Genomic DNA, 20,326 nt, shown 5'->3' on the forward strand with positions numbered 1-20,326 from the left:
CTTGACCGGGCCGGACGGTAGTGGTCAGGTGCGGTTGTACTCGCGGACCTTCCGGTCCACTCGGGGCTGGAGTCGAGCGACGATCTCCTCCACCGTGACGCCCGCCTTAGCGGCCAACGCCTCGGCGATGACCTTCGCGTGCGCCCGGTTCTCGGCCGCCGTGTTGCCCCAGGTCGCGGCGTATTCCATGTACCGTACGTAGTTGTTCTGAGCAGTCACGACCGTCCGGATGACCTCGCCGTCGACCCGGAGCACGCTGCCGTCCGGAGCGCCGATCAACTTCGGGTCCTCGATCCGCGCTTTCTGGTCGGCGTCCAGCTTCTTGCGCTCGTGCGGGTGCTTCCGCAGGTACCCGAGCGGGGTTATCGACACCCCACGTGCGCCGCACTCGCAACTGCCGGTCACGTAGGCCCTGCGCCAGTCCACGCCGCCCTGGACCGGGGTCCGGTTGGGGCAGTCGCCGGACGCCTCCTGCTCGGCCACCCCGGCGGTCCCCGGCGTGCGAAACGCCGGCAGGGTCGGCGCGGCCGGCACGCACACCGTGCACACGTGCCAGCCGCGCAGCACCACCACCTGCTCGCCGGTCATGTCTGACGCGGCCGGGTACAGGTTGCGCTCGGTGCTCGGCCACAGGGTGTTGCACTCCTTGTACTCGCGGTGGATGTGCCCGTTCGGCACCCAGTACCACCGGGGCCACTGACGCCTGGCGTATGCCAGCTCCAGCGGCTCGGACTCGGCCTCCAGGCGGGCGTACGCCAGCTCCGCCTCGGCCTGCTGGTCGGGCGTGGCGCCCTTCGCCTCCAGCACCGCCATCTCGCGGGCCATCGCCCACGCCAGCTCGACCAGGCGCGCGTCGATCTCGGCGGGCGTGCTGTCCGGGGTCACCTCGGGTCTCGTATCGGTCATCGTGATCTCCAGTCGTACGGACGTTCGCCACCCTGGCGACTTCCGCAGCCGCCCGGCAGTGAGCCGGGCAACCACGGGAGCGGTCAGGTCAGCCCCACGTGCCATCGGGGTTCGGGCCACGAAGCAGCTCGATCTCCACGGCGTGGCCCGCCGACATCAGCGCGTGCACCGCCCACGCCGACGCGTGCGGGTGGTCCTCGCGCCACCCGCCGACGCTGTACGACCGGACCTCGTCGGCGTGCTCGTCGTACCGGTAGCCGGCCGGCAGCTCGTCGCGGTCGTAGTCGTACAGGTTGACCCACCCGGCCGGCGTCTTGATGTACCAACCGTGCGAGAGGTCCGGGCCGCTGTCGAGCACCTGGTACGGCGGGCCGAACGTCGCCCGTAGCGCGGCGTACGTCGTGAGCAGCCGGGCGCGGAGATCGGTGCTGTTCAGTTCAGCCCAGCGCGGGCGCTCGGTCACCGTGCCGTCGTCGTTGATGGTGGGCATGGTCAGTCCCCTTTCGTTCGCCGAACCGTTCGGCGGTGGCCGGCGCACCGGTCGCCCGATGCGCCACCATCACCCGCGCGGGTCAGTACGTGATGCCCGCGCGGCCAGCGGTCACCTCGACCGGCTGCCCGGCGCGGGCAAGTGCGAGCACCACCACGGCGAACGCGTGCGGGGCGCCCTCCAGGTGGCCGGATATCGAGTACGGGATCGCCTCGTCGGGGTGCTCGTCGTGCCACCAGCCGCTCTGGCGCCGCCCGTCGGCCATGAAGTCGAACACGACGACGCTGTCGAACGGCGTGTAGATCTGCCACCCGGCGTGCACGTCGGGCTTGCCGTCGATTCGCTGGTCCGGCTCGCCGAACACCGCCACCAGCGCGGCGTACGTCGTGAACACCTGGGCGATGATGTTGACCTCGCTCGCATCGAAGCGCACTCGCATCGGTTCCACCGCGCCGAACGCGTTGATCCTGGCCACGTCTCGGCCCTCCCTTCGTGCCGCCACCCTGGCGACTTCGGAGCCGCCCGGTCGAGCCGGGCGGAACCGGAGCGGTCAGGGGACGTCGTACCAGCCCCGAGCGATGTGGACTGCGTCGTTCGGCTCGTTGCTGACGGTGACTCGTACGCGGTTGCCCGCCACGCGGGGCGTGAGCAGCCACGCGCGGATCAGCTCGTCACCACGGCGTACGTACACGGCCTGCACGCGCCGTCGGTCGTCGTCCGGCTCGCTGTGCCACCGGGCGAACCGCTGGCACAGCGACATGATGTCGGTCACCGACGCGCCGTCATCCCACAGGACGACCAGCTCCTCGTCGGCCCCGGCCCGCTCGATCGTTACGTCACCTTCGGTGCGCGTGCTGTTCTCGTCCCTCTCCACAGTGCTCCCTTCCGGCGCCAACCTGGCGACCACCGCCACGGCCCGTACGAGACGGGCCGGACGGGTAGTGGTCAGGAACGACGTTCCGCACTCACCCGGACCTCGGTGCCCTGGCTGATGCCGTACACGTCCACGGTGAGACTCCCGTCGGGCATGTTCGTGATGTTGATCAGGCACCCCTGACCGTTGCCGGTGTTGCTCGACACCTCCACGATTCGCTCGTCCGGCCCGGTGTAAGCGTTCGCGACGCACTTCGTGATGACCCTGGGCTTGGGCATGATCGGCCCCTCCTCCGTCGAACCGCTCGACGGTGGCGGTCGCCGGACCGAAGCCCGGCGGCCACCATCACCCGAGCGGGGTGGTCAGCAGGTGCACGGCCCGTACAGCGGCGCCTCGCCCTCGGCGGGGAGGTCCTTCGGGCCGTGGCCGTAGTGCCGCCAGTAGAAGACGGCCGTGTCGCTGGTCGCCTTGTCTCGGGCGTCAACCTCCGGGTACGCCTCGATCGTGAGGTCGCCCTCGCAGTACAACACCCGCCCGTACACCCCGTCGTCGTAGTGCGCCACGATGACGTACGGCCAGTTGCCGAGATCCCAGCCGTCGGAGCCCCACACGCCGACCGCGTACCAGCCACCGGCGAGGCCGCCCATCCAGTCGTACCCGCTGCCGACGTAGCTGTAGGGCAGGGCGGGCAGCAGGGCCACCAACGCGTCGTCGCTCTCCATCACGATCTCCGTCCTCCATCGAACCGCTCGACGGTGGCGCGGCACGGACGCGAGGCCCGTGCGGCACCATCACCCGAGCGGGGTGCGGATCACGTTGCCCTGACGGTCGCGGGGCCACAGGCCCGGCAGGGGCGAATCGGTGAACAGGTACTCGCGCGGCTCCAACGCCGGGGTGATGTGCCACCCCACCTCGCCCGGACCGCCCGCGATCGTCGGCCCGGCCGGCATCACCTCGCCGTGCTGGCCACGCGACGCGAGACCGATCGCCTCAGCCGCAAGACCGCACAACCGCTCGACCTCGTCGCCCGGCACCTGGCGCTTGCCCGGGTTGGCCAGCGGCACCGCCGCGTACCACCGCTCGTCCTTGCGCCACACCCGGACCAACGCCAGCGGCCACAGCCGCGCCAGCGCGTCACGGATCGCCGGGTACTCGTCCGCCTTCGGCACGCGGGTGCAGTGGGCGAACGTTGCCGCCAGGTTTGCGTCCGACGCACCCGGGAAGCTGGGCGGCTCGTAGCTGACCGTCTCGGCTGCGAACTTCGCGGCGTACCCCTCGGTCCGTCGCGCCAGTGCCGCCGCCCTCTCGTCGCTCATGCTCTCTCCGATCGTTGCGCGAGTCGTTCGCTCGCGACATGGCGCGGCACGGACACGTGGCCCGTGCGGCACCATCACCCGAGCGGGGTGACTGCCGGTCAGTCCTCAGCGGGGCACATGCAGTCGTTGTAGGTCATCTCCGATTCTTCGTCGGCCCACGGAATGTCGATCGTCGCGTCTCCGTCTTCGACCGACGCCTCGAAGTCGATGATCTCGGCGAAGTCGCCCGCGTGGCTGTCCAGCCACAGTCCGACCGACTCGCGGGTGATCTTGCCGTTGTCGTCCCGGGCGTTGTCCACGTCGCTCGACGTCAGGGTGATGTCCTGCCCGGCTGTGTGTCCCGGCTGCCAGATACGTCCGATCACCCGTACCACGGACGTACGCACCATGTACCGCATGTCGTTCCGCCTCTCTCCGCCCGCACCGCGCGACCGGCGGCGTCCGGCCGGGTCACCCCGGCCGGCACCGTCATCCCTCGCGGACGCCGTTGTCGATGATCTCGATGTCGGGCAGCTCCCCGGCCGCCTTCTTCTCGGCCAGTCGCGCCAGGAACTGGCGCAACTGGCCGTCCAGCTCCGGATCGATGGGGCCGCTGATCACGACCGACATCGCAACATCTCCCGTGTCGGCATCGTTCGGCCGCCCGGCCTCGCCTTCGTGGTGGCTGTTCATGATCGCCTCTCTCCGTTACCGCACCGCGCGGCCGGCGGCGTCCCGCCGGGTTACCCCGGCGAGCACCGTCATCCCTCGCGGTATCCGTTGTCGATCACCGTTACGTCCGGCGAGTACCCGCCGTCGAGTTGTACGACGGCGGGGCGTTCGCCACCGCCGTACATCGGCCGTTTGAACGCCCGCGCACGGGCAAGCACGCGGCCCTGTCGGTATCCGTGACGTTCCAGAGTTGCCGGGTTGACCGGGCTCACCTTGAGCCACCGCAACGGCGCGGCGCCGTGGTCGGCCGGGTCAAGCACGCCCCACCGGGGACCGTGACGCGTGTCGATGATCTTGGCTGGCACCAGGTGGCCCGCCAGATCGAACAAGCCCGGCACCACGGCGTAGCCGCCGGCCGCGTCGATCTCTGCCTGTAGCTGCTCAACCCGAGCGTCGATGCCCAGTCGGTCAGCGGTCGTCGTGGGCATCGTCGCCCCCTCTCCAAGGTCGCACCGCGCGACCTCGGCACCGGCCGGACCATCAGCCCGGCCAGCACCGGCTACGTGCGGTGGCGATCATCGGCCGTAGGGCCGCACGGCTCCATGTGGGCCGAACCCGACGGCTGGTGCTTGCTCGCGCACCAGCTCAGACACGAGCGCGAACGCGGCCCAGAACCGGGTATCGGCGTAGTCGACTACCCCGCTGGTAACCGAGCTGCCGTCCGGGGACCGGTGAAGGTGCGACGGCACCGCGTCCAGCACGTGCCCTAGGTCGTCGGGACCGGTACCACGAAAGGCGTCCGATCCCACGTACGCCAGCCATTGGCCGGCATACTCGCCGAACTCCTCGCGTACCGCCCAACCGAGGCCCCGCCCGTTGTCGGCCCGCACGACGTGCCAGCCGCCCCACTCCCGCCTGGTGAAACGGATCAGGACCACCAGACCCCGGGCGGCCGTGGTGCTTCTCCAATCGCGGACCACCACGGCGGACACCCCGGCCGGCAGCGGTGGCGTCGCCTCGTTGTGCAGGCACAACCCGTCGTAGCACCGCATGTCGGGGTGCTCGGCGGTCAGGCGATCTTGCAACGCCCGGATCTCCGGGCGCAATGTCAACTCGCGGGCCATCGTTGCCCCTCTCCAGGTCGCACCGCGCGACCTCGGCACCGGCCGGACTCATGCCCGGCCAGCACCGGCTACGTGCGGTGTTCAGTACGTCGGGTCGTACTCCCGTAGGTGATCCGCCAGGAGCGGGCCGGTCGTGACCCCGTTCCCGCCTTTGAAGCCGCACGTGCAACGCGGCGGGACACCGCCAGCCATGGGCACGATGGGCTGATGATCAGGGTTCTTCGTCGCCACAGGAGCGCCAGGCATACCGCAGCCCGGAGTCAGTTCCATGTCGTACCTCCATGCCGGTCAAGGCAGGTCGCACCGCGCGATCTCGGCACCGGCCGGACTCGTGCCCGGCCAGCACCGGCTACGTGCGGTGTTTCGCGACGCACGCGGGCCGTCAGCCGCGCCGGACGATCTCGGCCCGCAGCATGTCGACGGACCATGGCAGCGCGGCCTGCCTGGCGACCAGACCTTGAAAGGTCCGCAGCGCGTCTGCGAGTTGTTCATCCGTCATGCCGGCCGCGATCCGCGCCGCCGCCTCTTTCTGCTGGGCGATGCGGTACGCGCGACTCCTCGCGGCCTCTCGCGCCAGATCCGGGTCGTACGGGTCGCGTATGTCGTCGTTGTTCACTCGTCGTTTCTCCCAGTCCTCGTCGTTGTGGGCATGGTTTTGCCCGCGCCCATGTCGCACCGCGCGACCTCGGCACCGGCCGGACTCGTGCCCGGCCAGCACCGGCTACGTGCGGTGTCAGCGGTCGGCGTATGGGCTAGTCGTCGGCAGCGTCGAGGGTCGCCTCGGCGGCCAGCTCTGCGGCCTCCCGCTTGGCGGAGTCGATGCAGTACGCCATGTCTTCCCCCGACTCGACTCGGATGTCGATGATTCGTTCGGCCAGCTCCGCCCCGTACCCCTCGGTCAGAGCCACCCGCATGGCCGTCTCTGCGGCTCCGTACGGCCCCCGGCCCTGAGCGCCGAGCGGGTACCCGCCACCTGCCAGGTTCAGCGCGTGTAGCGCCATGTCGAGCCCTTCCAGTGCGGCCATGACGTTCGGCTGGTACGGCTCCCGCTCGTCACCCCCGTAGCGGCAGCGAACCGTGATCGTGGCCTGCCGGTAGACGGACGCGTTGTCTTCCATTGAAGTGCCTCACTTTCTAGCCGGACCATCCGACGATGGCAACCGGCCGGCACCTGTCCGGCCAGCACCAACGGCGCACGGGTCAGTCGTCGTCGTCCTCGTCGTCGCCCTCGTCGTCGCCCTCCGGTAGGTAGTCGTCCGGGTCGTACGGGGCGTCGTCGTGCCCCGGGGCGTCCCAGCCGGTCGGCTCGCCGGCCTCGTTGCGGTGAATCTCTGCCCCGGCACCGGGAAACATGGCTGCCTCGCTCTCTCCTCCGGACCATCCGGCGGTGGCGCCGGCCGGGCGTGACCCGGCCAGCACCGTCGTCGTACGGTCAGACGCCGGGGCACCAGTCCCACACGGGCACCGTGACGGTGTACTCCTCGCGGTTGTCCGCCCGGCGCATGCCGTTGCGGAAGCGCCACACCGTCACCTCGGTCGTCTCGCCCGTCCACCGGAGTTCGGCGGTGACCGTGGCTATCGTCGCCGGGTCACCGGAACAGCGGACCACTCGACCATCGCGGTACGTGCTGGCGTTGAACGTGATCGAGCCCTGATCGATCGGCTTGCCGAGCATGCCGTCGATCACGCCGACGGCACCGACCTTGACCCCCATGTTGCCGCCACGCCACGGCGTGGCCAGGCGCACGGCGTCACCAGCCATGACCCGGCGGGTGGCGCTGTTGTCCGTGGTCATCTCTACCCCTTCCCCTCCGGACCGTCCGGCGGTGGCACTCGCCCGGCGGACCGGGCGAGCACCATCGGCGTACGGGTCAGGGCAGGAAACCGAGCAGCCGCGCGGCCTCGATCTCCTCGTCGTCCGTGAACCCCACGGCACGCGCGGCGACGCTCGCCGTGCGACCCGGCCCGTCCGACACCGTGTCGGACGCGTAGAACGTCGGACAGCCGTTGTATCCCTCGATCGCCCCGAGCGAATCCCGCAGGACCCGTGCCAGCCATGCGGCCGGGGATTCGCCGGAGTCTCGTGAGTAGTTCCGTTGCGGGTAGAACCCCCGCTTAGGGGCCAACTCCCGGTAGCCCTTACCCGGCTCGCACGGCTCGCCGTAGGCGTTGGTGTCCGACCCGTCCGACTTGGTGATCGAGGCGTTATAGGTCACGTACTTGCGTCCCGCGTTGTCGTGCAGACTGTCCGGCGCGGCCGGCTGGCCGTTGTCGCGGGCGTGGCGGTCCCGGCCGTGCGCGGCACCCAACGCATTCCGGGCGGCCACGCCGCGCCCGTCGGTGATGTGGTTCAGGTCGAGTACGCGGCTGAGCATGGTACGGGTCAGCCCATCGATGATCTCGAACGCTTCGTCTGTGGTCTTGGCCTGGGCAATGCGGTCGTTCACCGCGCTGACCTCAGCGTCCGTGATGCGTGCCATGGTGATGCCCCTGTCTCCTCCGGACCATCCGGCGGTGGCACCGTCCGGACACGTGGCCCGGCCGGCACCATCGGCGTACGGTCAGCTCTCCTGCCAGGCCAGCCGGCCCTGTACCAGGACGCCAATCGGGTACTCCGTACTCAGTGCCGTCTTGGCGCGGTACCCCTCGATCACCGCACCAGACAGGTACCACTCGCCCGCGCGTGGGCACCGCGTCTCGCCTGTCGCCCGTACGCGGGCCTTAGCGCGGCCGGACGGCGCGGACTCGCCCGGGGCCACCGGGTACAACTCTCCAACGTTGAGCGTCTGCATGGTCAACCTCGTTTCCCTCCGGACCATCCGGCGGTGGCACCCGCCCGCCCCCGTACGGGCGAGCACCATCGGCGTACGGGTCAGCGGCCGTATCGCCACAGCGCGGCGTACAGCGGCGCGATACGGCCGTCAGGCACCGGCACGGCGACCGGCCCGTCACCCTCGCTGTACTCCAGCCGCGCAGCCGGCGTGGGCTCGCCCGCTTTGAGTAGGAAGACGACCGACACGGCCGGGCTGGAATCGGTCACGAACACGCGCACCGGTCGGCCGTGGTCGAGCCGGTCCTCGGCGCCGCAGTGCGCGACGCCTACGACCCCCGGCTCGGGGTTGTCGAGCTGGTCGAGCACCGAGGCCAGCGCGCCCCGTGCCGCGTCGGCCACCGTGCGGCCGGGAAGGTAGCGGGATGGACGGTCGGCCAACTCCGGGCGGATCTCGTTGTGGATCATGGGTCACCCTCTCGGGTTGCAGTCGCTACCGTGCGACCCCATGGCAGGCCACCACGCGCGGCGTGATGGGCCACCATGAAGGCAGGGTGATCGGTCAGTCGGCGTCGTCCGGGTCGGTGTCGTCCGGGAAAACCTCGTCCGGGTCCGGCATGTAGTGTTCGCCGAACATCGTCCACAGTTCCCGATTGCCGTAGTCGAGCATTTCCGCGAGCATCACGGCCACTACGTGGCCGGACGGCAACGACGATTCGACGTACTCGCGTAGCGCGTCGCGTACGGCGATGCCGACAACTGCTGCATAGTCGCTCCGGTCGTACCTGCCCGATCGGCCCGCGTAGGCGTCGCGGTAGTCGTCGGGGGTGGCACCGGTACCCACGTCCCCGTCTTCGATGGCCTGGCAGGCCGCGAAGGTAAGGCGACGGTAAAGGTGTTCGGTGGGGTGATTGTCGGCAACCTTGGTTACCATTTCGAGAATGTAGTCGTCACACATGGCAAGCCTTTCCTGGACCGCAATCCTTGCGAATCCACGGCCGGGCACCGTCACGAGTGGACGATGCCCGGCCGAACATGCGCACGGGGATGTCAGCCGCCGTAGTACTGCTCGACCGGTAGGCCATCTTTCGTAGCCTCGCGAATGATCGACTCGGCACCTTCCACGAAGAATCGCAGTGCCAGCGCGGCACCCGCCGTGTCGTCTGCCGCGTAGGCGTAATCCGGGTGACTGACCGGCACCATGTCGTCCCGCTTGCCCGCGAGTAGGAACATGTGCGAGTCAACCCGCATCAGCCGGCCGCCCGGCCGCTTACGGGATGGGACCTCGTGGTACACGCTGCCGACGATTCCCCGCTCGATCCGGACGCGAATCGTCGTACCGTCGGACAGGGTGTGAACCTTGGCCATGACGTACCTCCATACCTCAGGTCGCTATCGTGCGACACGTGACCGGGCACCGGGCTAGGCACGGTGGCCGATCATCTGTGCACGGTCAGTCGCACTCGGCGCCGGGCGTGCCGCACCGGCAAACCGCTTCCACGGGCGTCCGTCCGGCACGGCGCGCGGCCCATTCCAGCGCGTCACCGGGCGTGCGAAATCGCATGCTGTCGGCGAACACGGGGAGTCGAAACGCCTCGGTCGCGTCGATCTGCCACAGTCGACGCGGTGATCGAACCAGGTGGATCAGCAGCATGTCACCGTGAGCACCCTCGAATGCGGTAGCCGTTTCGGCGTCATCCTCGGCGTAGAGCGGCTGTGCGGTGATGTCGTTGTTGCCCTTGCCGTACGTCCACCGGTACGGCAACGCGCTTTCTGCCATGGGATACCCCCTGGATTGGCTAGGTCGGACCGTCCGCCCATGACCGGCCACCGGGCACGCGGCACGGTGAGCGATCATCGATGCACGGTCAGTCGCGCAACGCTTCCAACTCTTCGTAGGCGACGTACAGGTCACACATGTTGTCGCGCGCCCATTCCTGTACGGAACGGGGCAGCCATCCGAGGTCCGACTCTTCCGAGGCCAACTCTTCGCAGAGCAGAGACGCGGCGCGCGCCGCAAGATCGCCGAGTGTTTCACCAGCCAACGGCGCAACCGTCAGCGAGGGCACCTCCCGGCCGTTCACAACCTCCCGGCCGGTCTTCGGACTCTCGTAGCGGCCGTTCGGTGTTTCGATCACGTAGCGGAAGTGCGTGCGGCCGTTCGGTTCCTGGCCTACCGCCTCGACTCGGATCTCGCCGTCACTGACGCGGATGCCAGGCACCAGTGAAGCCGTGATGATCATCGGATGCCGGAGTACGTACTGCATTGGAACGCTCCCTACGTGCGGCCCTATCCGTGGGCACACCGACCGGCACCGGGCTACGCGCACGATGCCGGTCGGAACGCTGACGGTGTGGTCAGGAAAGCCACGCGGCAGACGGGCTACGCGCGGAAAGCAAGTGGTCGGCAGCATCGGCGCGCGTCTCGTGCGACGGGCTCCACTTGGTGCCAGCCGTTACGTCCGTGGGTTTGCCCTCCGTGATCTCGGCGTACCGCCACCCGTCCGACTTGCGTGCGCCTCGCGAGACACAGCCGACCGGCTCGCCGTGGTGCGTGACGGTGTAGACCGTGCGCCCGTTTACGTCGCGACGGTCCGTGTAGTGGATCTTCGTGTGGTCCCAAAGCTGACGCATTGAAACGCTCCCGTTCATACGGCCCTACCCATGGGGCACTCCGCCCGGCACCGGGCGCGCGGCACGGTGCCGGGCGGGAAGCATGGGTGTGACTAGATGCGCTCCAGCCGGAACAGCGCGGTTACCCCCCACGACTCCGGACGGTGCGCGAATTCCAGCGGCCCCGGGTCGGTACGTCCGGTCAGCCGGTCGGCCAGCCATGAACGCGCGTCCGACTCTGCCGCGCACGGCTCGCACTCGTCGTCCGAGTCGCACTCGCACGTGTGCGACTCGCCGAACAGTTCCCCCGCGATCGATTCGAGCAGGCACCGGAACGCGTCGAGCGCATCCGCGTAGTCAGCGTGCTCGGTGACGGTGCTCAGGTCCGACCCGACGGCATCCGTCTTGTGACCGACACGCCAGTGCACGCGCGTCAGGCACGCCGAGTCGATGTAGTAGCGCGTGCCGTTGTCCCACTGGACGGTTGCGCCGTAGGTGCAGTGTGCACCGTCGATCCGGCCGAGCATGCCATCGCATCGACGTACTCTCATGCCATGGGCGTTGCTGCCCTGATCGATACCGACGATCAGAGGCTTTCCCGCGTGGATCTCTGCCGGTCGGTCACCAAAAGCGTGCATGGCATATCTCCCTACGTACGGCCCTATCCGTGGGCACACCGACCGGCATCGGGCTACGTGCACGATGCCGGTCGGAATGCTGACGGCGCGGGGGCTAGCGGGTTGCGCGCGGGACGTGATCCATTGATCGATACCACTTGAACGCCACGCCCGGATTAGCTCTCATCGCGCGGTCCACCACGTCACGGTCTGAGGTAACGATGATCACCGGCGGCGCGGTTTCTTCGTCTTTGACGTCCATCTGCTCTCCCTAGCTCGCATCAGTTTCATAGTTGCAGCGTGCGCTGTACGTCGGACTGATAGCAACGATGCGGGTGTGACTGTCGGCTGCCATACCGCGTGGCTCGCGGCGAGATGCAGTGATCTTGTGCGGCGCCGATACGTGACGGCTCTGCGTCGGTCCGGCAGGGATGTTACCCACGTATCCCACGACCGGAAGGGATCCATTCGGCTTGACCAGCCGATATCCGCCGTTGCTCAAGTCAACCTTGACCCGAGCCTTACCCTGCCGAACGATCTTCCCCACGGCCGTGACCGTGTGACCGTCGAGCATCATCCCCTTACGGATCAATGACACGTGCACTCTTGGCCCCCTCCACTCGGTCACGACCACGGGCCGTACCCATGATCGAAACCGGATGGGTGGGATGGTTTGCCGACCGGGCCGGGCGATACCGGACCGGTCGGCAAACCTCCAACGGAGCTACACGAACGAACACCGTTGGGTAAAACCGATGTCCCGACTTGCACGGGACTTGCACAGGCGACCGACCGGCGGACATGTCCGCTGTTAGATCCCGTGACCGGCAAGCTTGGCAGGCTTGCTGTTAGGCCACGTGCCTACGGGTTTATTCAGATAAGCGGTTACGCGCAACCGCTTCCCGACAACGTACGTCGGTACCATGTTTTCAAGCGCGCGCCGCAATGCTTCACCATACGAAAAGATCTCCGCACTCAAGCTCTAACCGGGTGGCCTATCAGTGGCACTTATCCACGGGAGCGTTGGGAAATAAGGCAGCAAACTACGGCCATGGGTAAAACTCTGACCTCGACCCGTGCCATGCTCTGCGCATGGTCTTTTATGTTGCGCCGTCCTTAAAACATCGAGACGGATCCCCTAACCGGGGACGTGTCTACCCACTGTGCTAGCGGGCATTGACTATGGAATTCTCAATGAACAAGTTACCAGCCACATAAGCGACGGACCGACCCGTATACACGGGAGGTATCCCTTGCCCATGGCTGGCCAGCGAATCGCGACCCTTAGATACGTGTCGACTCCCCGGGGTTATCGCACCCCGGATCAACCCTCTTGCGAGGGACTACCGTGTATCCGCCATCCGTCTAGCGCGGTACCTCGATAAGCCACCCCCGAGAGAGTGACCCGACTCGCCACTGTTGCCAGTGGAGCAACTCCCCTAGGGGAATCAGTGTCTAGCCTTCACCGCGCAACCGGTCCGCGTAACACGCTTTCAGGTTCGCCATCCGCTGTTTAGTTGATCAAGCTACAAGCCCTGTCCGAGGTCAGCGATTGAGCCGGAACGCATCCGGGGGTAAACCGCGTCGCTCGGATCGAGCACGCCAAACGTAAGCCCTGAGTGCCATTACTGGTACCCGGGTCACAGTGTTTTTTTGAAATACTTCTGGATCAAGCCTCTGACCTGCGAAAACATCGACTGTCACCCGGGCGACAGTCTCACGTATTGAGACGAGATCTGCTCCATACATGATCCGCAGGTGCTACCGCAAGAGATTCCGGTAAATAGACGCTCATGGAATTAATCTTGATACCGCGCATCCGGTCATACCCGCTACCAGGCTCTAAGCGCTTACAGGCCAAATGAAGGCCGAAAGTTAACGAGCGTTAAGGGTTACGGAACGGGAGAAACGGACAGTTGACCGAATGGATGAATTACTCCCTCACCTGATCAGGTAGTACCAACCGCAATCGCTCACCCTGTGCACGTGGTGACACCTACCCCCTGCCGTACGTAGCCCGCACCAGACCGACACAGGTCTGCCCCTGCCTACCCTGCCCCGTGCCATCTGCGGTTGCCCTGTGCCGTGCCTGCCTCGCTCGACGCGTCGCGATGATCGTTGAACATGATCAGTCGAAGTCAATCGATCGCCGTACGTCACTGCCTGCCCTGCCGGTCCGACGTGGTATCCGTGCCGCTCCGTCGATGTCTTGTCGCTTGTGGACTGTCCAGAGGGGAGGGACCCTCCCCCGGGTGGCCTGCGCGGGACCGGGACGTACTGGGCCTCGCGGTGCGATCAATTCTGGGACCTTTCGTGGCACTCCTCAGAAGCCCCTCGCAGGAAGGCCCCACGGGCCCGCTGAGCTGGCCCCTGGCGGCCCATTTCGGCCCCCGGGGGCCCGGGTAGCCTCGGAAACACCCCAAGAACGCCTAGGGAGCCCCCTAGATCATCTCGACGAACAGGATTCCCGAACGTGGCGGTGCGACAGAGCCCGGACTGGGTGATTCTCGGGGTGCCGACGCCGGACGGTCAGGTGGTGATCTGCGCCAGCAAGGACCTGAACCATGCCGAGCTGGCCGCCGAGCTGGACGAGTACGACTGGGGCGGCTTCCTCGGCCGGCGTACTCCGACCCGACGGTACGAGCTGACCGTGGAGATGCGCAGCTACGTCTTGGTCCTGGCGGATACCTACCAGGAGGCGCTGCGGAAGCTGTTCGGCGTCTGGTCGCCCGACATCGACGACCGCGCTCTCGGCGCCGCGCCGCGTGGGTAGCCTGGCAGGCTGCCGACCGCTTCCCCCGGAGGTCATGACCGTGAGTGAGTCAAACGACTGGATCAACCTGCAGGTGGGCCTTCTGCCGAAGGCGATGAACGCCCTGGAAGATGCCGCCGCGCTGGAGGGGCACAACGTCGAGGACACGGTCAACCGGGCGCTGCAGATGTACTGCTTTATGGTCGCCGAGCGGCGGGCGGGCGCCAGAGTGTTCGTCGGGCGTTCGCGCTGGCGGTCGAAGGAGATGATCTGGGGGTAGTGCCCGGGCGGCGGCCTGAGCTACCCGAGAAGCCCGCCTGCGCGCCACGACCGCAGCAGCTCTCGAAAGTGATCGTCCAGCAGCTCGCGGGCGGGACGGTGCCACGCGTCCACCAGGTCGTCGATCACCTGTCGGGGCGGTTCCCAGTCCACGCGGGGCCCGGGCGCGGACGGCTCGAAGGCGTCGAGGATCAGCTGGCGGATCTCGGTGGCGCGCTCTCGTCGCTCGCGGTTCGGCCCGAAGCTGTGGTAGGTGCCGCGCGATCCGCGGCTGCTGTGGCGGGTGTGGAGGGTGGCGTACTCGTCGAGCAGCTGCTCCAGCTCGGCCGGGTCATCTCCGCCACGTGTCGAGGGTACGTGCTCGTCGAGTTGCCCCGGTCACAGCACTTGCGACCCGCGCCCCGAGCGTGGCATCCTTCCCGAAACGGGCAGAGGTATGCCCGGACACAGCTTGAATGCGCGGCCTCGGAGGAGCCCTCCCGAGGCCGCCTTTTTTTGTGCCCCCGTGATGATCTTGTAGATCGGCGATGCGCTCGGGGGTGATCGTGGACCCCGACGCGTATCTGACCCGCGCCCAGGCCGTGATGCTGACCGGCGTTCCGTCGAGCACGATCGCCCACTGGCGAGCCCGCGGCTGGCTGACCCCCGACGGCGAGCGTCGGCACCTGCGTACCCGCGCCGGCGCCCGGTCCTGGCTGGAGTACCACCTCGGGGACCTCGTCGACGCCGAGCGGCACACCCGGTCGAGCCGGAACAGTCCGCGCAACTGGCGCCGCGGCCGTGTCGAAGAGCGGAGCGCGGCATGACGCGCCGCCGGCGGCTGGCCGGCCCGACGATGCGCGACGTCGTCCGCCACTACCTGGGGCTGGACGAGATCGATCACCTACTCACCGAACTGGAGCGCCGCATGGCTACCGCCGCCGAACAGCTCGACACCCTCTCCACGAAGGTCGACGACCTCGTGGCCGACGTCCGCGCCGCCCTCGACGCATTGGAGGCTGACCGGGAGAACCTGACCCCCGACGGCCAGGCCGCGCTTGACCGGCTGACCGCGAAGGTCGACGCGTTCGACACGGAGATCGGCGACGCCGACGGTTCCGACACTCCGCCGGCCCCGCCGGCGGAGCCGACCTTCTAGAAGACCTCGCCGGGGTGGCAAGGGAAGCGGGCAGAGGCGTCGGGGAAGGTCGCCTCTGCCCGCTGGCCACCCCTCGAATGTGGTAACCCTACGCAGGTCGGGCGGGGTGACCGGTGCCTACTCGTCTTGGCCGTACGCCGTGGGAGGGCAGTAACCGACGCGGTCGACTGCCGGACGACTGGGCCTGGCGGTGCCGGGAGACCTTCCGGGTGCACGGCACAATCTGCCACTGGTGCAACGCGCCCGGTGCCGACGAAATTGATCACGTCAAGCGGGGCGATGATCATCGGCTGGAAAACTTGCGCCCGATCCACTCCTGGCGCACACCGCAGCGATGTCACGTGGCGAAGACCGCCATCGAGGCGAACGCTGCGAGGGTGCCGCTGCACCGCCCGAAGGGCAAGCATCCGGGCCTGATGTAGGGGGTTCTGGTGACCACGGTGCTCGCCTGCGCGGTCGGCGACCGGATCTTGATGGCGGCGGACAGTTGCACCAACGTCTACGAGCGCCCGCTGCATGACGCCGCCCGCAAGGTCGTTCGACTGCCCGCCGGCGACGAAGAGGTGCTGATCGGCGTCAGTGGCTCGGCAGGAATGCCGGACGTGCTGCACGCGGGCTTGAAGCTCGACGCGGTCCCGGTCGAGGACGAAGACCCTCAGGCGTGGGCACACGCAGTCGCAGTCGCCGCCACCGAACTGGCCGTCGAGGCCGGGCTCGTCGAGGCCGGGCGGATGGAATCGAACCTGCTACTTGGCTGGCGTGGCCACCTGTGGACGCTGGTGCACAGCTGCGCCCTGCGGCACCCGGACGGCCGAGCCGCCCTCGGTTCCGGTGAGGGGTCGGCACTCGGCGCGCTCGACGCGCTCCTGGACGTGGGGGTCACACCGGCCGAAGCGATTGTCCGCGCCGTGCAGATCGCCTGCCGGCGGGACCGCTACTCCGAGCCGCCGATCTACCTGGAGCTCCTGGCGCCCCAGAAAAGGAAAGAGCCGGGCCGCGAAGCGGTAGCCGGCTCTCCCTGAGTGGCAAGGCACTGCCTTGCTCCGCGTGTAAGGGAAACACATCCCTCAGCGCTTCCAATGTAGCAACGGGACGCGACTTCGCCAGCTCTCTCCCACGTTCTCCCACTTGCGGGAGCAACGCCTCGAAGGAGGTGTGCGATGCCGGGTTCCCCGCAGCACGTCGTCCTGGCCGCCGACACGGTCCGGACCGTCACCTTGGACCAGGACTACTACGAGGTCGAGGTGGCGATGATCGCCGACCCGGCCACGTTGTGGTTCCGGGCGGACGGGCAGGCGCCGGTGGCGATGGGCGACGGCACGCACGTCTTGCCGGCGGCGTTGTCCTTCCTGAGCCTGCGGCCGGGCTCGTCCGGGCCGACGGTCGTCAAGCTGCTGTCGGCCGGCACGCCGACCGTGTCCGTGCGCGGAGTGCCGCGGTGAGCCGCGGCTTCTACGGCGGCGGGGGTGGTGGGGGTGGCGCAGGCGTGACCCCGGAAGACCTCGAAGATGGCCTGGCGACGAAGGTCGACCTGTCGGACTACACCGGCCACGGCGTCATTCTCGCCGGCGCGGACGAGGGTGTTCCAGGAGAGCTGGAGGCCGGGGCGGACGGCACCAGCCTGGTCGCGGACGCTTCGGAGCCGCTGGGGCTGCGCTGGCAGACGACGGCGTTGTTCGGCAACGTCTTGTCCTGGACCGGTACCGACTACGTGCCGACCCCGTTGAAGACTGACACGAGCAAGCCGAGGATCTTCGTGGGTCCGGTCGACCCGGCCGTGGCCACCGGCGTGGTCTTGAACACCGACGACTGGTTCGATACCTGGGTCGGGAGTGGCTAATGAGTCAGGTACGCGTGTGGAGCGGCCCGACGACGCACTGGCGGGTCATGTCCGGCGGCGTGCCGAGCCTGCGGGCTCCGGGCCCCGCTCGACAGGTCGCGGTCGCCGAGTCTTCGGGTCAACTGACCGTCACGTGGTTGCCCCCGTATGACAACGGCGGTACGCCGCTCCTCGGCTACACCATCACGATCGAACCTGACGACGCTCCCGGGCAGAGCCTTGACAGTACCGACCTCACCTGGACGTTCGTGGGCTTGGAAAACGGGGTCGCGTACACGGTCAGCCTCACCGCCCTGAACGAGGCGGGTTTCGGCGAGGAAGCGGAGGTGCTGGCGACCCCGTCGGGGGAGTGGGTGATCGGCTCGATCGGGCCGATCGTCGGGGCCCCCGCGGGTTGGGGCGGCAGCACCCTGACGCCGAACGGCCGTGGGTACTGGGGTGCGACGACCCCACCGCCCGGGGTGACGAACGGCTATCAGCTCGGTGCGACGTACTGCGGTGTCCTGCCGGTGTTGACCGCGCAGGGTAAGACCTACGACGACCTGCATGTGCTCGACGCCTCGTCGGTCGGCACGTTCATCGACGCGAAGGGTTTGCCGTCGGGAACGGTGACGCACGACCCGGTCACCGGCAACACCTTCCTCAATATCACCCGGCGCGGCGCGCTGGTGCAGTACATCGACATCGTCGGCTCCGTCTCGATTCGGGCCGAGAATGTCACCTTCCGGTACAACCGAATCGACTCGCGCCTGATCGAGGGCAAGGGCAAGTACATGTTGTCCACCCGGGACGACTTCCCAGGTGCGGTTATCAGTTACTGCGAGTTCATCGCGGGATTCGCCATCAGCGCGATCATCCCGCCGTACGGGCAGTTCACGGCCCGCTACCTTGACTGTTGGAACATCAGCAACGACGCGATCAAGACTGGCACGAACTGCCTGGTCGAGTTCTGCTGGACGCACCATCTCAAGAAGGCGCCCGGCGCCCACGCGGACAGCCACCAGATCACCGCGGGCCACAACACGGCGGTGCGGTTCTGCCGCTTCGACATGTGGAACGGCAACGAGTCCGACGAGGTTCCGCAGATCACTGATTTCGCGAACGCGGCCACCATCGTCGGCCACATGACCGGCGACAGCAGCTGGCACGCGTTCCACGACAACTACTGCGACGGCTCCAACATCCACATGCGGGCCGGCGTCGAGTCCCCGCAGACGGTGTCGCGTGGCACGTTCTACACCACCTACTACTCCTACCGCCGGAACCGCTTCGGCCTGCGGTTTTACGGTCTACCGGCCTACATCCTGTCCGGCACCGATCCGACGACCGTGGTCGAGCGGGAAACGAACGTGTGGCATGTCAGCGGGCAGACGTTTCATCGTTCCGTCTCCGGCGGGGTCACCACCTGGTTCTACAGCTACGTCGTCACCGAGGGCGAGTCGGTTTTCGACTGGGAATCCGACCACTTCGGCGTCTGGACGCCGCCGACACCGTAACTGGAGGTGGCTGTGGGCACCATCCTGATCAGGGGGTCGAGCTCGGCGTCGTCCGGCGGCGCCAGCTCGCCCACGCCCGGCGGAGTCATTCCCGGAGCGGCGCAGGTCGGCGACCTGCTGATCGTCGTCGTCGCCCTGACTTCCTCGGCGCCGGTGTTCACCAACGTTCCGGCCGGGTGGACGCAGTTGGCGGCGGCCCCGTCGACCTCTGTCAGCTCTACCCGGGCGTTTCGGTACCGGATCGCCTCCCTGGTGGAGGCGGGCGCCTCTTGGAGCATGACCGCCGGTAACTCGCGCTGGACTTCGTGGTCGTTCGTCGCCTACGACAACGCCGGCCTGCCGGTCACCCTGGAACAGACGACCGCCTACTTCAACACCGCGAGCGCCGGCACGACCAGCCCGCCGTCGCCGGCGATCACCCCGGCCGCCGCCGATACGCTCGTGGTCGCCGCTGTCGGAGGGGGTACCGCGGCGACGACCGGCTCGCCGATCCCGTCGTTCGACCCGACGTCCGGGTGGACGCTGATCGGCCAGGTGTCGTCGTCGCTGGCGACGCTGCGGAACTCGGCGATGGCGCTCTACAGCAAGCCGAACCCAGGCGTCGCGACGGTGCCGCAGACGGCGCACCACATCAACAACGGCTTCGCGCTCGTGCCGACGACGCTCGCGTTCGCGTTGTCGAACTCGAACGTGTCGCCGACCGCGAACGCCGGACCGGATCAGACTGTCAGCCCCGGTGCGACGGTGACCTTGACCGGGCTCGGCTCAACCGATCCGGACGGCACGATCGCCGCGTACTCGTGGACGAAGCTGTCGGGGCCGGCGGTAACCCTGTCCTCGGCGAGCGCCGCGCAGCCGACGTTCACCGCGCCGTCCACGGTCAGCGGGACCACGTTGACGTTCGGGTTGACGGTGACCGATGACCGGTCGGCGACCAGCTCGCAGGACACCGTCACCATCACCGTCGGCCCGTCCGCCTCGATGCGGGTCCGGGTCGACGACGCCTGGGTGTCGCATCCGCTGAAGACTCGACAGAACGACGCATGGGTCTGACCGGCAGGCGGTATTCGCCGCTGAACCGGGCCGAGGTCCACGCCGACATGCACAACGATCCCGAGGGCACCCGGCGGGCGGTCGCCGCCCAGCCGGGTGTCGCCGCGGCGCACCGCGACTGCGCGGAGTGCGCCGACCTGGACCCCCAGGCCGCGTACGCCACGTCGCGGCGCGGCCAGGTCGTACTCGACATGCCGACGATCGCCGCCGGCCTGAACCTGCCGCCCGGCGCCCGGCCGGTTCGGATGTGGGTGTCCGACGACCCGCAGCTGCTGCACCTGGTCATCGAGGCGCCGGAGCTGGAAGAGGCGCTGCTGGCCGCCGCGACGCCGTACGTGATGCTCAACCCAGCCGAGGAGTAGCGAGGGCTGGCGACCGGCGGGATCTCGCAACTACGCGCTTCCGGT

35 protein-coding genes are annotated in these 20,326 nt (G+C 68.0%); 11 read left to right on the forward strand and 24 right to left on the reverse strand.

Annotation, left to right across the window (positions count from 1 at the left end; translation table 11 throughout):
* Positions 1 to 24: 24 nt before the first annotated feature.
* From I0C86_RS41210 to I0C86_RS41325, 24 genes are all read right to left on the reverse strand, one after another.
* Positions 25 to 906: a hypothetical protein gene (locus tag I0C86_RS41210; protein ID WP_196206724.1), complete on the reverse strand. Its 882-nt coding sequence runs from the start codon at positions 904 to 906 to the stop codon at positions 25 to 27.
* 88 nt (positions 907 to 994) lie between these two features.
* Complete coding sequence (locus I0C86_RS41215) at positions 995 to 1,396, reverse strand: hypothetical protein (protein ID WP_196206725.1); 402 nt, start codon at positions 1,394 to 1,396, stop codon at positions 995 to 997.
* A gap of 82 nt (positions 1,397 to 1,478) precedes the next feature.
* A complete protein-coding gene (locus I0C86_RS41220; RefSeq protein ID WP_196206726.1) occupies positions 1,479 to 1,871 on the reverse strand; it encodes a hypothetical protein in 393 nt (130 codons plus the stop codon).
* A 75-nt stretch (positions 1,872 to 1,946) separates the two neighbouring features.
* Complete coding sequence (locus I0C86_RS41225; RefSeq protein WP_196206727.1) at positions 1,947 to 2,270, reverse strand: hypothetical protein; 324 nt, start codon at positions 2,268 to 2,270, stop codon at positions 1,947 to 1,949.
* A gap of 71 nt (positions 2,271 to 2,341) precedes the next feature.
* Positions 2,342 to 2,548 (reverse strand): hypothetical protein, encoded by a 207-nt coding sequence (locus I0C86_RS41230; protein WP_196206728.1) that lies wholly within the window; start codon positions 2,546 to 2,548, stop codon positions 2,342 to 2,344.
* Positions 2,549 to 2,632: 84 nt separating this feature from the next.
* Positions 2,633 to 2,992, reverse strand: a complete 360-nt coding sequence (locus I0C86_RS41235) for a hypothetical protein (protein WP_196206729.1) — start codon at positions 2,990 to 2,992, stop codon at positions 2,633 to 2,635.
* A gap of 69 nt (positions 2,993 to 3,061) precedes the next feature.
* Positions 3,062 to 3,586 carry a hypothetical protein gene (locus tag I0C86_RS41240; RefSeq protein ID WP_196206730.1) on the reverse strand — a complete coding sequence of 175 codons (525 nt, stop codon included), beginning with the start codon at positions 3,584 to 3,586 and terminating at the stop codon, positions 3,062 to 3,064.
* Between the two features lie 98 nt (positions 3,587 to 3,684).
* Positions 3,685 to 3,984, reverse strand: a complete 300-nt coding sequence (locus I0C86_RS41245) for a hypothetical protein (protein WP_196206731.1) — start codon at positions 3,982 to 3,984, stop codon at positions 3,685 to 3,687.
* 70 nt (positions 3,985 to 4,054) lie between these two features.
* Positions 4,055 to 4,195 carry a hypothetical protein gene (locus I0C86_RS41250; RefSeq protein WP_196206732.1) on the reverse strand — a complete coding sequence of 47 codons (141 nt, stop codon included), beginning with the start codon at positions 4,193 to 4,195 and terminating at the stop codon, positions 4,055 to 4,057.
* A 131-nt stretch (positions 4,196 to 4,326) separates the two neighbouring features.
* Complete coding sequence (locus I0C86_RS41255) at positions 4,327 to 4,725, reverse strand: hypothetical protein (RefSeq protein ID WP_196206733.1); 399 nt, start codon at positions 4,723 to 4,725, stop codon at positions 4,327 to 4,329.
* Between the two features lie 87 nt (positions 4,726 to 4,812).
* Positions 4,813 to 5,361, reverse strand: a complete 549-nt coding sequence (locus I0C86_RS41260) for a hypothetical protein (RefSeq protein WP_196206734.1) — start codon at positions 5,359 to 5,361, stop codon at positions 4,813 to 4,815.
* A 382-nt stretch (positions 5,362 to 5,743) separates the two neighbouring features.
* A complete protein-coding gene (locus I0C86_RS41265; RefSeq protein ID WP_196206735.1) occupies positions 5,744 to 5,977 on the reverse strand; it encodes a hypothetical protein in 234 nt (77 codons plus the stop codon).
* Between the two features lie 136 nt (positions 5,978 to 6,113).
* A complete protein-coding gene (locus I0C86_RS41270; protein ID WP_196206736.1) occupies positions 6,114 to 6,479 on the reverse strand; it encodes a hypothetical protein in 366 nt (121 codons plus the stop codon).
* A gap of 82 nt (positions 6,480 to 6,561) precedes the next feature.
* Positions 6,562 to 6,714 (reverse strand): hypothetical protein, encoded by a 153-nt coding sequence (locus I0C86_RS41275; RefSeq protein WP_196206737.1) that lies wholly within the window; start codon positions 6,712 to 6,714, stop codon positions 6,562 to 6,564.
* A gap of 79 nt (positions 6,715 to 6,793) precedes the next feature.
* Positions 6,794 to 7,156: a hypothetical protein gene (locus I0C86_RS41280; protein ID WP_196206738.1), complete on the reverse strand. Its 363-nt coding sequence runs from the start codon at positions 7,154 to 7,156 to the stop codon at positions 6,794 to 6,796.
* A 76-nt stretch (positions 7,157 to 7,232) separates the two neighbouring features.
* Positions 7,233 to 7,841, reverse strand: a complete 609-nt coding sequence (locus I0C86_RS41285) for a hypothetical protein (RefSeq protein ID WP_196206739.1) — start codon at positions 7,839 to 7,841, stop codon at positions 7,233 to 7,235.
* An 81-nt stretch (positions 7,842 to 7,922) separates the two neighbouring features.
* A complete protein-coding gene (locus I0C86_RS41290; RefSeq protein WP_196206740.1) occupies positions 7,923 to 8,153 on the reverse strand; it encodes a hypothetical protein in 231 nt (76 codons plus the stop codon).
* Positions 8,154 to 8,233: 80 nt separating this feature from the next.
* Positions 8,234 to 8,599 (reverse strand): hypothetical protein, encoded by a 366-nt coding sequence (locus tag I0C86_RS41295; RefSeq protein WP_196206741.1) that lies wholly within the window; start codon positions 8,597 to 8,599, stop codon positions 8,234 to 8,236.
* Between the two features lie 94 nt (positions 8,600 to 8,693).
* Positions 8,694 to 9,143, reverse strand: coding sequence for a hypothetical protein (locus I0C86_RS41300; protein WP_196206742.1), 450 nt, complete (start codon positions 9,141 to 9,143; stop codon positions 8,694 to 8,696).
* 38 nt (positions 9,144 to 9,181) lie between these two features.
* On the reverse strand, positions 9,182 to 9,499 hold the full coding sequence (locus tag I0C86_RS41305; RefSeq protein WP_196206743.1) for a hypothetical protein: 318 nt from the start codon (positions 9,497 to 9,499) through the stop codon (positions 9,182 to 9,184).
* A gap of 85 nt (positions 9,500 to 9,584) precedes the next feature.
* Positions 9,585 to 9,989, reverse strand: a complete 405-nt coding sequence (locus tag I0C86_RS41310; RefSeq protein ID WP_196206744.1) for a hypothetical protein — start codon at positions 9,987 to 9,989, stop codon at positions 9,585 to 9,587.
* Between the two features lie 10 nt (positions 9,990 to 9,999).
* Positions 10,000 to 10,398, reverse strand: coding sequence for a hypothetical protein (locus tag I0C86_RS41315; protein WP_196206745.1), 399 nt, complete (start codon positions 10,396 to 10,398; stop codon positions 10,000 to 10,002).
* A 459-nt stretch (positions 10,399 to 10,857) separates the two neighbouring features.
* Entirely contained in the window at positions 10,858 to 11,271 is a 414-nt protein-coding gene (locus tag I0C86_RS41320; protein WP_196206746.1) for a hypothetical protein, read from the reverse strand.
* Positions 11,272 to 11,476: 205 nt separating this feature from the next.
* Positions 11,477 to 11,623, reverse strand: a complete 147-nt coding sequence (locus I0C86_RS41325; RefSeq protein WP_196206747.1) for a hypothetical protein — start codon at positions 11,621 to 11,623, stop codon at positions 11,477 to 11,479.
* Positions 11,624 to 13,834: 2,211 nt separating this feature from the next.
* Between I0C86_RS41325 and I0C86_RS41330 the strand changes: the two genes are divergently transcribed.
* The 11 genes from I0C86_RS41330 to I0C86_RS41380 all read left to right on the forward strand — a co-directional run bounded on the left by I0C86_RS41330 (position 13,835) and on the right by I0C86_RS41380 (position 20,281).
* Positions 13,835 to 14,134, forward strand: coding sequence for a hypothetical protein (locus tag I0C86_RS41330; protein WP_196206748.1), 300 nt, complete (start codon positions 13,835 to 13,837; stop codon positions 14,132 to 14,134).
* Positions 14,135 to 14,174: 40 nt separating this feature from the next.
* On the forward strand, positions 14,175 to 14,393 hold the full coding sequence (locus I0C86_RS41335; protein WP_196206749.1) for a hypothetical protein: 219 nt from the start codon (positions 14,175 to 14,177) through the stop codon (positions 14,391 to 14,393).
* A gap of 526 nt (positions 14,394 to 14,919) precedes the next feature.
* Positions 14,920 to 15,198 (forward strand): hypothetical protein, encoded by a 279-nt coding sequence (locus I0C86_RS41340; RefSeq protein ID WP_196206750.1) that lies wholly within the window; start codon positions 14,920 to 14,922, stop codon positions 15,196 to 15,198.
* Positions 15,195 to 15,530 (forward strand): hypothetical protein, encoded by a 336-nt coding sequence (locus tag I0C86_RS41345; RefSeq protein ID WP_196206751.1) that lies wholly within the window; start codon positions 15,195 to 15,197, stop codon positions 15,528 to 15,530. The genes I0C86_RS41340 and I0C86_RS41345 overlap by 4 nt, the downstream gene beginning before the upstream one ends.
* A 113-nt stretch (positions 15,531 to 15,643) precedes the next feature.
* Positions 15,644 to 15,952 (forward strand): HNH endonuclease, encoded by a 309-nt coding sequence (locus I0C86_RS41350; RefSeq protein WP_196206752.1) that lies wholly within the window; start codon positions 15,644 to 15,646, stop codon positions 15,950 to 15,952.
* Positions 15,953 to 15,961: 9 nt separating this feature from the next.
* Positions 15,962 to 16,552, forward strand: a complete 591-nt coding sequence (locus I0C86_RS41355; RefSeq protein WP_196206753.1) for an Ntn hydrolase family protein — start codon at positions 15,962 to 15,964, stop codon at positions 16,550 to 16,552.
* Between the two features lie 138 nt (positions 16,553 to 16,690).
* Positions 16,691 to 16,972 carry a hypothetical protein gene (locus I0C86_RS41360; protein ID WP_196206754.1) on the forward strand — a complete coding sequence of 94 codons (282 nt, stop codon included), beginning with the start codon at positions 16,691 to 16,693 and terminating at the stop codon, positions 16,970 to 16,972.
* 44 nt (positions 16,973 to 17,016) lie between these two features.
* On the forward strand, positions 17,017 to 17,370 hold the full coding sequence (locus I0C86_RS41365) for a hypothetical protein (protein ID WP_196206755.1): 354 nt from the start codon (positions 17,017 to 17,019) through the stop codon (positions 17,368 to 17,370).
* A complete protein-coding gene (locus I0C86_RS41370) occupies positions 17,370 to 18,866 on the forward strand; it encodes a fibronectin type III domain-containing protein (RefSeq protein ID WP_196206756.1) in 1,497 nt (498 codons plus the stop codon). The genes I0C86_RS41365 and I0C86_RS41370 overlap by 1 nt, the downstream gene beginning before the upstream one ends.
* 12 nt (positions 18,867 to 18,878) lie before the next feature.
* Complete coding sequence (locus tag I0C86_RS45315; protein WP_196206757.1) at positions 18,879 to 19,919, forward strand: PKD domain-containing protein; 1,041 nt, start codon at positions 18,879 to 18,881, stop codon at positions 19,917 to 19,919.
* Entirely contained in the window at positions 19,910 to 20,281 is a 372-nt protein-coding gene (locus I0C86_RS41380; RefSeq protein WP_196206758.1) for a hypothetical protein, read from the forward strand. Before I0C86_RS45315 ends, I0C86_RS41380 begins: the two co-directional genes overlap by 10 nt.
* The last annotated feature ends 45 nt before the right edge of the window (positions 20,282 to 20,326 follow it).

This window comes from Plantactinospora alkalitolerans, assembly GCF_015690345.1.
GTDB lineage: Bacteria > Actinomycetota > Actinomycetes > Mycobacteriales > Micromonosporaceae > Plantactinospora > Plantactinospora alkalitolerans.